General features: G+C 53.4%; 7 protein-coding genes. 1 reads left to right on the forward strand and 6 read right to left on the reverse strand.

What is annotated here, in order from left to right; translation table 11 throughout:
- Window positions 1-230 precede the first annotated feature (230 nt).
- Window positions 231-986, reverse strand: coding sequence for a response regulator (locus ACYU87_RS20805; RefSeq protein ID WP_164043999.1), 756 nt, complete (start codon window positions 984-986; stop codon window positions 231-233).
- A gap of 40 nt (window positions 987-1,026) precedes the next feature.
- Window positions 1,027-3,108, reverse strand: coding sequence for a tetratricopeptide repeat-containing sensor histidine kinase (locus ACYU87_RS20810; protein ID WP_461136023.1), 2,082 nt, complete (start codon window positions 3,106-3,108; stop codon window positions 1,027-1,029).
- A 365-nt stretch (window positions 3,109-3,473) separates the two neighbouring features.
- Between ACYU87_RS20810 and ACYU87_RS20815 the strand changes: the two genes are divergently transcribed.
- Window positions 3,474-7,538 carry a hybrid sensor histidine kinase/response regulator transcription factor gene (locus ACYU87_RS20815; protein WP_461136024.1) on the forward strand — a complete coding sequence of 1,355 codons (4,065 nt, stop codon included), beginning with the start codon at window positions 3,474-3,476 and terminating at the stop codon, window positions 7,536-7,538.
- 195 nt (window positions 7,539-7,733) lie between these two features.
- Here ACYU87_RS20815 and ACYU87_RS20820 read toward each other — a convergent pair whose 3' ends face one another.
- The 4 genes from ACYU87_RS20820 to ACYU87_RS20835 all read right to left on the reverse strand — a co-directional run bounded on the left by ACYU87_RS20820 (window position 7,734) and on the right by ACYU87_RS20835 (window position 11,684).
- Complete coding sequence (locus tag ACYU87_RS20820; RefSeq protein ID WP_461136025.1) at window positions 7,734-9,041, reverse strand: Gfo/Idh/MocA family protein; 1,308 nt, start codon at window positions 9,039-9,041, stop codon at window positions 7,734-7,736.
- An 82-nt stretch (window positions 9,042-9,123) separates the two neighbouring features.
- Window positions 9,124-9,906: a hypothetical protein gene (locus ACYU87_RS20825; RefSeq protein ID WP_461136026.1), complete on the reverse strand. Its 783-nt coding sequence runs from the start codon at window positions 9,904-9,906 to the stop codon at window positions 9,124-9,126.
- Between the two features lie 8 nt (window positions 9,907-9,914).
- A complete protein-coding gene (locus ACYU87_RS20830) occupies window positions 9,915-10,343 on the reverse strand; it encodes an ABA4-like family protein (RefSeq protein ID WP_461136027.1) in 429 nt (142 codons plus the stop codon).
- A gap of 132 nt (window positions 10,344-10,475) precedes the next feature.
- Complete coding sequence (locus ACYU87_RS20835; RefSeq protein ID WP_461136028.1) at window positions 10,476-11,684, reverse strand: dipeptidase; 1,209 nt, start codon at window positions 11,682-11,684, stop codon at window positions 10,476-10,478.
- Between the last annotated feature and the right edge of the window lie 153 nt (window positions 11,685-11,837).

Here is an 11,837-nt window from a genome sequence, read left to right on the forward strand (position 1 = left end):
TAATTTTCAGTAAGTTAACTTTCTGATTAATCGATTTTTCTGATGACAGAGCAGACGGGCCAACGTTGGGCATTACTGGCTGGCGTGACGGAGAACAGATGCATTAGAGTCTGGATACAAGTGGTTTCGTTGATGAATCAAAAGTACTCGTATCCAGACCCTGATGCTGGAGATAGGCAGTGAATAACGACCTGTGGCCCGTGAATAGCGGGGATTCGGGAGGGAATGAATTAGCGGTACAAAAAGTGGCGCATGAACTCGTCTTTGCAGCTCCGGCTCAATGGAATTAACTGGGAGCCGATACTCGCTTCTACATCGTTAAATGAGTCGACCGAATTGATATTGATGGCGTAGGAACGATGGACGCGTACCAGACTGGGCTGGCTGATCCGTTCCAGAATATTGCTCAACGTCAGCCGAACGATGTATTTGCGACCCGAGGTAACCAGCTTCGTGTAGGAATTGTCGGCTTCCAGGTAAAGCAGGTCATTCATGTCAATACGGACGAACTGATAGTTCTGCCGGATATACAGGTAATTATTGATCTGAAGCAGGGCTTCGCGACCGCTACTGTCCCGATCAGCGGGGGGCGGGGTCATTCGTACCGTGGCGTTGTGAATGGCTAGTTCGATGGCCGTACGCAGGCTGGGGAGTTGACAGGGTTTATTAAGATAAGCCGCCGGGTAGGTTTGTTTAGCCCGCTCCAGGGTGTCCCGGTCGGTTAGGGCGGTCAGGTAGATAACAGGTACGGAGCGCTCGGAGGTCAGCTGCCGAACCGTTTCGATACCATCCCATTCGCCTTTGATCGTAATATCGCACAGGATCAGATCCACAGGCTGGCTCTGGAACAGGAGGAGCGCTTTCTGACCGTTGTTCGCAATGCCGACGACATAATAGCCTTCGGCTTCCAGACTATCCGACAGGTCCATGGCGATAATGGGTTCATCTTCAATGACTAAAATGCGCATTCGTTCGGTGGTGTTCATTGTCTACGGGTTATTCTGAAAGGTGAAATTTGTTGTTAGATTAGGCAGCCAGGCGGGCGTTTTGAATGGAGAGCCGGAAGAGGGTGCCGTTTTGCTTTACCCATTGGCCTTCTCCCTCCAGTTGTTCGCTGAGCGACAGGATGAGTCGTCTGCCGAATGAGCTTTGCTGGTTCGGCCGTTGTCCGTCGAGGCTGTCGATTCCGGGGCCATTATCCTGCACCTCCAGCGTCATGCCCGCTCGCTCTTCGTTGCCCGTCTGGTGGAGATTAATACGGAGCAGGGGCCTGGCAACCGTGGTGTACGCGTACTTGAACGCGTTTGTGGCCAACTCATTGACAATTAGCCCCAGGGGAATCGCCACATCTACGTCCAACTCGGGCAGGTCGACGTTGAGTTGCAGGTCAAACGTATCGGGATGGTACCCGTAGGCCCGCATCAGCCCATTCGCCAGATCAGTGAGGTATTCGGCCATGTTGATCGTCGTCAGCTGATCGGTCTGGTAAAGCCGCTGGTGAATCAGTGACATGGCTTCGACCCGCTGCTGACTAACCCGCACGGCCTGAATGGCTTTCTCGTCATCGAGCCGATTCATCTGCAATTTAAGCAAACTGGATACGATGGCCAGGTTGTTTTTCACACGGTGATGCAGTTCTTTCATCAATACCCGAAGCTGATTGGACTGGTTGACCAGTTGTTCGCTGTTGGCCGCGATAATGCCATTCTGGACAGACAGGCGACGGTTCGATCGGCGGATAACGTAATACTGCCCCACCAGGCTACCCAGCAAAACCAGCAGCAGCCCCAGGCCACCCGTCATGTACTGGATCTGCCGGGCGCGCTGTTGGTTACGCTGATTGAGTTCGGCAATCTGCTGCACCTTTTTGCGAGTATCGTATTTTGCCCGTAACTCCGCCATCGCCCGCGCTTTTTCGATGTCGGCGGCTGCTTTGATCTGAGCCTCCCGGCGTTCCTCCTCCGATTGAATCAGCGCAATCTCTTTCGCCTTCTGTGCTTCTACCTGGGCTACAGCCTGCGTTTTGGCCAGTTCCAGATTGGCTTTAATCGTGGCAAGCGCGTTGGCCTGCTGCACGGCATAACGGCCCTCCAATTGGCTGATGGTGCGCGTCTTGGCCAGTGTCACCAGCGAATCGTCCATGCGCTTGTGCTGTACCATGGCCGCATAGGCTTTGTCGTACTGACCAGCTCCCGCGTATGTTTTAGCCAGCATACTGTACACCGAACTGATCAATGGGGCATCGTTCACCCGCCTGGTCAGCACCCGCGCTTTTTCGGCATACTGAACGGCCTTCGTCGATTGGCCCAACCCATCGTAGGCCGTCGCCAGATTCCGGTAGTTGTGGATCAGGCTACTGTATTTCTTCAGTGGCTCATTGATGGCCAGCGATTTTTCGAGGTAATAAACGGCCTTCTGATACTGGCCCGCTTCGTTGTAATTTTTACCGAGATTGTTATAAATAGTACGGGCAACATCGGGCAGTACTTCCATCTGGTTGATGGGTGCCAGAGCTTTGTAGAAGCAGGCCCGCCCCTGCTCCAGATTACCCAGATCTTCGTAGATGATGCCCAGGTTGACGTAGTTATCCCGCAGTGATTGAGTCGTGCCCATGCGTTCGTTGAGGGCAATCGCTTGTTGTACATACGCAAGCCCTTGCCGGGTGTAGGCCAGCACCCCCTGACTATCTCCCATCATCTTGTAGAGCAGCCCCAGATTATTGTAAACCTTGGCAACGTCCTTATTTTTGCCAGCTTTGGTATACGCCGTCAGAGCGGCCTGGTAAAACGTCAGGGCATCTTCGAACTGACCCTGGTGCATGCGAATGATGCCGTTAAGCCGATTGAAATCTCCCAGGCCCGTCCAGTAGTTGACGCGCAGGCAGATCTGGCGCATTGGCTTCAAATAATGGAGAGCCGAATCGGGATGGTTTTGCTTGTAGAACAGGTTCGCAACATCATAATAGGTCTGGGCGCGGATCGTATCGGGTAGCTTCAGGGTGAGTACAGCCTTAAGGCTATCAATCTGCCGTTGCTGCGCCATGACTGGTGAATTCAGCAGAAGCAGCATCAGAATAAGGCAACCGACAGGCCCCTGGTAGACGTTCATGAGTAACTTAAATAGACAGGATGTTTTAGCCCTCAAATTGACCGCCAAAAGGCGTCACCAGTGTGCCAAAAAGCGTCACCAACGTGCCAAAAAAGACGATCTGCACCAAATACAGGCCTATTACGTCTAGCATTACCAGTACTGTCCTCTACAAGGGCAGACCGAAAAAAGGGGCACCAGGGCCGAATGAGCCAGGGTTAATTCGAGCGTGCATCCTGTTAACATGCCTGACTATTAAGTATAAATTGTTTAGAAAAGCGTCTCCGCTTTGTGTATCGTATCGGTACTGTTGTTTATTTTACAAACTGTTTTACAAGCTATATGGTATTACTGGACTAATGGCTCACCGGTAAGGTCCAATACGAATGCTCAACGTTTCTTTTTACCCCTCTTTCTGGCTGATCCCGTTACTCGTGCTGGTCGGGTCGATCAACCTCAACGGGCAGTCAGTAAAACAAACCGTGGGCTGGCCACCTTTGCAGTTTCTCAGCATCGAGCAGGGCTTACCCCAGTCGTTCGTGTCGGATGTGGCTACCGACGACGATGGCTTTATCTGGGTCGGTACCCGCGATGGACTGGCTCGCTATGATGGTACTCATTTTATTCCGTTTCAACACCATACTGATGATCCGACGTCACCGATAGACAACGTAGTCAGTAAACTGTGGAAGGGGGGCCATCACCAACTCTGGGTGCAGTACGAAACCGGCGACATTGATCAACTTAATACCCAGACTGGTCGCTGCTGGCACCTGACCCGCCAGTCCGCGTTTGAACAGATACGAACATTGCCCCTCAAGTCAGGCAGTCCGCTAAAGGTCGATCAGCAGGGAAATTTATGGGGTGTTCTGCGGGGCGAAGGCGTATTCTGCTGCGATTTTCGCCGGAACAAATTACTGCGCTACCGCCAGGCTACCCACGGGTTGCTTTCCGACACGATCAAGGCCATTGCCGAAGACAACCATCACCGATTCTGGTTTATCAGCCGATCGGGCATCAGTCTGTTCAACCCCGCGGCTAATCGCTTCGAAAACACCTCTTTCCCGTTTCCGTTAGCCCATCAATCGGGGTACAATGCCACCATTATTGAGCGGTTGGGCACGTTGCTGCGCAGAAATGGCGAGATCCTTTTCGGAGATCAGCGATACCTGTTTTTTTTCAACCCAGACCGTCGCACCATACGGTTTCAAGAGGCCAATATCAGCTTACATTCTGACATATACCATCTGGCCCAACATACGGATGGTTCAGAGTATATAGAAGCGGACGGCACCGTCTATAAATACACCGATCAGCAGGGATTGATCCCTGTCTGGCGGTACACCCCTTCGACCGATAACCTGTCGACCGGTTTATGGTGTACGGGCATGTGTTTCGACCAGGCCGGTGTGCTCTGGCTAGGTGGTAACACGCTGGGTTTGCTACGGCTCGATCTGGCCGCTGTGCCGTTGCGGGCCTATACATACCAGCAATCATTCTGTCAGGATGTGCTGCAAACAGAACTGAACCTGTCACTGGCTACCTTATTTCGCTGGCCATTTACCAATGAGGTAGCCCGGTCGCAAGGTTCGTATTATATTCGGTCGGCGTACGATGAACAGGGAAAGCTGTGGCTGGCCCTTGGCGAACAGGTTGGTTATTACGCCGTTCAGCAGAAAAAATTTACCATGCTGCCTACTGTGCCCAGCCGGGTAAAGGCGTCGTTTCAGGGGGGATTGCGAGGGTTGTCCATTGCGCCCAACGGTCAGGTTTGGATTGTTACGGAAAAAGGAATGCCTTATACGTACAATAGCCAGTTGGCCAGGTGGCAGGCACTTCTGCGTAGTGATTTTCTGGTTAAAACACCCATACAGGCAAACGATCTGCTGGCCGATTCGACCAGCCTGTGGGTAACAACGGTTAGTAAAGGGTTACTCCGATTCGACCTGGCCAGACAACGATACCAGGCTATCCGGTTCGGTTCATTAACGGATAACCAGCCGGTTCAGTCACTTCTCGATCTGGAGCGTGACCCGACCCGACCGCACCTGGTCTGGATCGGTACTTATCAGGGATTGATCTGTTTCAACAAAAGAACGCTTCGCTATCAACGGTTCACAACGGCGCAGGGATTACCCAACAATACGGTCTACTCGGTAGTGCCCGACCGGCAGGGCCATCTGTGGCTCAGCACCAACAAAGGACTGTGTCGGTTTCATCCTATCCGGCATACGATGCTGAACCTTAACACGGCCGATGGATTGCCCGGCGATGAATTCAACCGGTTTCATCACGTAAGATTACCCGACGGCCGGCTCGCGTTTGGTGGTATCAAAGGCTGGATTGCGTTTGACCCGGCGCTGATCAAAAGCGATACCTCGCAGCCCATTGTTGCGCTGACGGAGTTAAAAATCAATAATAAATCCGTCAATCAGTACGGCATTCATTCTCCATTGCCCGCGCCAGTCAATAAGCTGGCTGATCTTGATTTGTTGTTCGATCAAAATTACCTGACGTTCGGTTTTGCGGCCCTGCATACACACCAGCCCGACCGGATCACGTATCGGTATCAATTGGTAGGCTATGATAAGGAATGGACGGTTGGTACTCAGTCAACAGCCAATTACACGAAACTGCCGCCGGGTCAGTATACGTTGCGGGTCAATGCCGCCAATGCCGCGGGCCGCTGGAGTCCGCACATCAAAGAATTAACGATCGGTATTCAGCCACCATTGTGGGCGAGTGGCTGGGCGTACGGGCTGTACGCCTTGGTGGTGGGGTCGGCGTTAGTTGGCTTCGTCCGGTTTCGAACAAAGCAGGAACACGACCGGCGCGAGCGGATGGTACGGGAGCGGCAGGCCGATGAACTACGCCAGCTCGATCAGGCCAAAACCCGGTTCTTTGCCAACGTATCGCACGAACTTCGGACACCGCTATCGCTGATACTGGGACCATTGAGCAGCCTGCTGGCTAACCGACAGTTGACCGGCCCTGATGAGCGTCTTGTGCAGACGGCCCAGCGAAATACCCGGCACCTGCTGGTTCTGGTGAATGAACTACTCGATTTTACGAAGCTGGAAGCCGGAAAGATGGCGTTATACCCACAGCCCGTTCTGCTGCCATCGCTGATCAGCAGGCTTATGGCTACATTCGACTCCCAGGCGCAGCAGAAAGGCATCGGATTAACCAGCAACATCCAGGTTGCGGATGATCTAATCCTGGAGATCGATGAACGTAAGCTCTGGCAGGTACTGACCAACCTGCTGGCCAATGCGCTCAAGTTTACGCCGGCCGGGGGCACCGTAAACGCCACGGTGCAGTACAGTGCGCCCCAGCTCCGGGTATCCATATCGGACACGGGGCGGGGGATACGGCCCGACGATCTGCCGCATATTTTCGAACGGTATTTCCAGACCAAACAGGCCGACGCCCCTATTGAGGGCGGCACGGGCATTGGCCTGGCCCTTTGTCAGGAACTCGTGCGACTAATGCAGGGACGTATCTGGGCTGATAGCCAGTGGGGCGAGGGAAGTACGTTCACCCTGATTATTCCGGCGCCCGAAAGCCGCGTTGTAAATGACATTGATACCCTACTTTCGGTTGAACCCGAACCTACCGCTCTGACTGATCCGTTTTCTTTGTCGGATGGAATCAAACCAATACGTCAGGAGCCGCTGGCCGACACCGTACTGATCGTTGAGGATAATCCTGATCTGCGGTTGTATCTGACCCTGATTTTATCGCCGTCCATGACGGTAAAATCGGCGGAGAATGGTCAGGTGGCCCTCGACGTACTGGCCAGCATGGCGCCCCCTCCTGCGTTGATTATTTCCGACATCATGATGCCTGTGATGAATGGGTTTCAATTGCTGGAATCCCTGAAAGCGCACGATACGCACCGGCGAATTCCCGTCATTATGCTCACCGCCCGCGCCGAACTGGCCGACAAACTGCGGGCCTTGCGTATCGGCGTGGATGATTATTTGCTGAAACCCTTCGATGAGGACGAGTTGCTTGCTCGTATTACTACGCTGCTGCGTAACCAGCGCGAACGAACGACACCCTTGTCACCCGAATTTGCCGACGGCAGCGAAGACGAAGTAACTCCGGTAACCGCCCCGGCCATCTCGGATGAAGACAACCGCTGGCTGGAACGGCTGGAAGGATTGACCATGGCCCAACTGGATAATTACAACCTGACCGTCGATCACCTGGCCGACGAACTGGCTATGAGCCGACGGACATTCTACCGGACCATTAAACGCCTGACGGGCCTGACCCCGACGCAATACCTGACCGAAGCCCGGTTTCGTCAGGCTCGTTTGCTGCTGGAAACCCGTCAGGTATCCTCTGTGAAGCAAGTGGCGCACCGGGTTGGCTTCCGGCAGGTGAGCCATTTTGCCCAGATGTATCAGCAACGGTTTGGCAAGCAGCCTACCGATTATCTGTAGGGCTATATAAGAAGCTTTTGGGTTTAGTATCGTCTCTGTTGGGACATACCATCACCCCATTTATCGGATGGCTCCTCCTTCATTGATTTGCCAGCTAAAAACCTTTCTTCAAACGGCCCTGAATCAGTATCAGTAAACTCCTTCGCCAAACAGAAAGAAGCCCCCATACCAATTCGATACGGGGGCTTCTTTGTACTAGACCGGGTACTGCCACTCGCCCCGGTAGGCACGGCTCAGTAGCTTATTCGCTTCCGGATCGTTCGGAATATCGGTTCCGTTCCAGGCTACACTCCGACCTAGTTTCATGGACAGCATACCCAGCAGGGCCATGTTGGTGGAGCGATAACCAATCTCAATGTCGCAGACGGGCAGCTTATTGGTTTTAATGCTTGTAAGGAAGTTGGCCCAGAGCAGCGCAATGTTCTGATCGTCGGGTTTGTCGAGTTGAGCATCCTGATGAATAACCGGCTTCTTCGGGTCCGACGGATAAAATGTCCAGCCATCGAGCCAGCCCATGTGAAACGTGCCTTCGGTACCGTAGAAGTATACCCCTACTGCCTGCTGTGGGTGCGTTTTTTCGGCGTTATTCCCGGCAAAATTCCGCTGCTCCCAGATGGCCGTGAAGTTCTCGAACTCGTAGGTAGCCACCTGGTGATCGGGTGCGTCGGTACTGTCTTTTTTGATGGCTCGCCCGCCCGTCGAATAGACCTTGCGCGGATGCTTTTCTTCCGTACACCAGAGTATCTGGTCGAGCCAGTGAATACCCCAGTCGCCGAGGGTTCCGTTGGCATAGTCCAGAAAATTACGCCATCCCCGCGGGTGCATAACCGGGTTGTAAGCCCGCAACGGAGCCGGACCACACCACATGTTCCAGTCCATTTCTTTCGGCGCATCGGCATCAGGCGTTGGCTGACCAGCACCGCCGGGGTAATACACAAACGCCCGCGCCATACCAATCTGACCGGCTTTACCCGACTGCAGAAACTCCCGGCCCGATACGTTGTGGGGCGACACCCGCCGGTGCATTCCTACCTGGCAGATACGGCCTGTTTGCCGGGCCGTTTTCACCATCGCTTTGCCTTCATTGATGGTGTGGCTGATGGGTTTCTCCACGTATACGTGCGCCCCGGCTTTCATGGCTTCAATGGCGACGAGTGGGTGCCAGTGATCGGGCGTGGCGACGATAACAATATCGGGCTTTTCGGTCGCGATCATCTCGCGGTAGTCCCGGTATAACTTCGGCTGATCTGCGGTTAGTTTGCTGAGTTCTTCGCTGGTCTTTTTCAGCTGGCGCGTATCGACATCACAAAGCGCGACAATCTTCGATTCACCCGCCTGCACGGCGCAACGCAGAATATTACCACCCCACCAGCCCGCACCGACAACGGCCGTCCGGTATTTCTGAGGGGCTTTACGCGTAATGAACGCCCGAACCTCAAAAGGGTCGGTAATGAGGGCGGCTCCGGCAAGCGCAGACGTTTTCAGGAAATCAGTGCGATTCATCGGGAAAGAAAGAGAGACGTTTTAACGTTGAGACAAACCAAATGCCCGTCTCTATCCCTTTAAAGCAACCTATCTTCGATATTTACCATAACTGCCCCAGATTAGCCAGCAACGGTTTCCCGGCCAATGCCTGCATCAATAAACCCGCGAGCAAAATAACGTAGATGGCCGATACCAGCATCACCTGACGCGGCCGACGGGCAATGTAATAGCCAAATAAGGGGATCAGTTGCAGGGCGTGCATGCCGAAAAAGTGAGCAATGCGCAGATCGCCATATCGGGTACTCCAGTTCAGTATCGGCAAGCCCGGTCCGCCGTCGGGCGCCCCTACCGTATGGGCTAGTCGACCTGCCATCATGAATCCCTGAAACGAAAAAAGAACAAACACCAGAATACCCAGCCGGATACCCCAAAGGTAGGATGCCGATACGCCAGCGGGTCGCTGCACCAGGAACAGATAGCCAATATAGCCACTCCACAGTGCCACAACGGTAATGGTAACACCCATGATCGAAAATAACAGACCATTAACGGGAGAAGATATATTGAAATGGGATAGTTGCCCCTGACCTGCCTGCCAGAGAATAATAACCATTTCGATGGTCATACCCAGGGTGACCACCCAGGCGTAAATCCGGGCGGCCCGCTGTTGCCGAAGTAACCCGACATACCAGCCCATTGTCCAGGCGAATAGCCAGATCGACACAAAAAACTTGGCAGGTTTTATGAAGGCATTGATACCCAGTACCTGCCGGGTCGTAAGGAGGGTCAACCCAACACAGACAAAAAAACCGACAAGACAAACTACACCACAAGCGTACAAGACAACGCTTCGGCTCTTGAGTGTTGACAGAAAATCGCTCATTAAACTTTCTATTTAAAGGTTCGGGTACGCACAACCCGAATTAGCCAATACAGCAACAACCCTACCGGACCCAGCATGAAGCAGAAAAACAGGGGCAGCACAACTAGCCAGTGCGGAATGGCTTTCTCCTGTGAGTCACGTACCAAAACGGTACCCACCACCAGATCAAACGCGAGGTAATGTACCCAACCGGCCAGCATAACGCCATCGCCCCCCCTGGCGAACAGTTGTTTTACACCCGCCAACGTGCCAAAAGCCCCAACGTCGACGGGCCCACCGCTGAACAAATACAGCCCATAGATAATGGCCAGACACACCGGAATCAGGTATGACTTCATGAGCCATTGCGTCATAAACCAGCGTGGTGCCACAATCATGAGCAACCACTGCGGCAATACGATCGTGCTCGCCAGACTAAAAACAGCTTCGGGAGACATGGGGGTAGTTTACAGTTTGTGGTTTACGGTTGCTGGTTTGTAATTTACGGTCTACGGTTGGCTGAAGCGTCCAAGTGCCTGCGAAAGCCACGATCGCGCGTCAGCCAACCGTAGACCGTAAACCGAATACCGTTACTGCCCTACCTTTGCCTGACCCAGTACCCGGAGTAAATTACCCCCCCAGATTTTAGCGATGTCGGCTTCGGAATAGTTTCGGCGTACCAGTTCAACCGTCAGGTTTTCGATTTCGCTGACATCTTCGAGCCCGTTTACGCCCCCGCCCCCGTCGAAATCAGAGCCGATACCCACGTGATCGATGCCAACGAGTTTAACGATGTGGTCAATGTGATCGACAATATCCGACAGGCTGGCCCGCTCCGACGCGTACACCTTGGAAACGGAATCGCTCATGGCCGTTAACCGGGCTTCCATCTCGGGCGTTACCACCTTGCCAACCCGGGCCATCCGCACTTTGGTCTTAGCGGCCCGGTTTGCATCCGATGGCTTCTTTAAGTAATCACTCACAAAATTGACCTGTACCACACCCCCTTTAGCAGCAATGGCTCTGATCATGTCGTCGGTCATGTTACGCGGAAAATCGCAGATAGCACGGCAGTTGGAGTGCGACGCAATAACGGGTGCTTTCGACAAGGCCAGTGCATCGTAAAAGGTACTGTCAGCCACGTGCGACACGTCGATCAGGATACCCAGCCGGTTCATTTCGGGTACCACCTGTTTACCAAAATCACTCAGGCCACCGTAGATCGGGCCGTCGGGATCGGTAGACGAATCGCCGATGAGGTTGTTGGCAAAGTGCGTCAGCGTCATGTATCGGCAACCCAGATCATAGTACGTCTTCAGCATAGACAAATCCTTGCCAACCGGATAGCCGTTTTCCATGCCGACGAATACGGCCCGTTTACCCGCTTTCTTTATCCGATAAGCATCGGCGGGTGTAGTGGCCAGTTCAGCCTGATCGGGGTACTTTTTCAGGGCCTGATGAATCAGGTCAAATTGATTCAGCGCGTTGCGTTTGGCCTCGGCGTGGCCTTCGTCGGTGCGTGGCCCCTGCGACGTGTACACGGCAAAAAACATGGCGTCCATGCTGCCCTTTTTCATACGGGGAAAGTCGATCTGAGACCCATCGCGTTTGGTGTCGTGCGAGACGCCCACATCGAAACCCGGCTTCTGCATCATAATGGGCGCATCGGCGTGCGTATCGAGGGTTAACACATGCTGATGAATTTTACGGGCCTTTTTGGTGAGTTTATCGTCGTCGCCGGGCGGATGAGCCGTAACCGAGCTGAACGCAAGTACGGCGGAGAGGAAAAGAGGGAGCATAGAAAATCAGGTTGTTACCGAAAAAAGTCATTCTTTCGAAACTACACATTCAGGCTGGCAATGTCAAACTTTTGGCTGAAACGTGCCGTTATCGAATTACCTTTGCGGTAATTAAAGAGCGAAAGAGTGAATAAGCGAAAGAGCGAAAAGCTG

The sequence above is a fragment of the Spirosoma lituiforme genome (assembly GCF_054776635.1).